Consider the following 385-nt stretch of genomic DNA (forward strand, 5'->3'; position numbering starts at 1 on the left):
TGCGCCAGGGCGAGCGGGTGCTGGGGGAAATCCACGTCCAGAACGTGAACCGCTACCACGCCGTTTTCAAGACCTGGCTGATCCGCTTTCACGGCGTGGCCAGCCGCTACCTGCCCCACTACCTGGGTTGGATTCACGGGCTCGACTGTCGGCACCTGAGCACGCCGCAGCAATTTTTACGGGCTGCATTGTTCCCGGCAGGAAGCTAAATGCCGGTGAGACAGTTCACCGCGACCGGGTGACAGCGCCTTTTTTTTCGGCGCTGTGCCCCGGTCGCAAGGAACTTGTTGGCTCGACCATTGTCATACCGTAAGTTGGCATGAACCAAGACGGAGGTGGGCATGGAAATCGACGAGTACCAGGCCGTACGGACGCAGTGCCTGGC

The 385-nt window shown here is 60.8% G+C and carries 1 pseudogene; it reads left to right on the forward strand.

Going from position 1 to position 385, the window contains the following annotated elements:
• Nucleotides 1–209, forward strand: a pseudogene (locus GM672_RS28700) (IS1595 family transposase); the annotation flags it as partial.
• Nucleotides 210–385 lie beyond the last annotated feature (176 nt).

It is taken from the genome of Pseudoduganella buxea (assembly GCF_009720835.1).
Taxonomy (GTDB): domain Bacteria; phylum Pseudomonadota; class Gammaproteobacteria; order Burkholderiales; family Burkholderiaceae_D; genus Rugamonas; species Rugamonas buxea.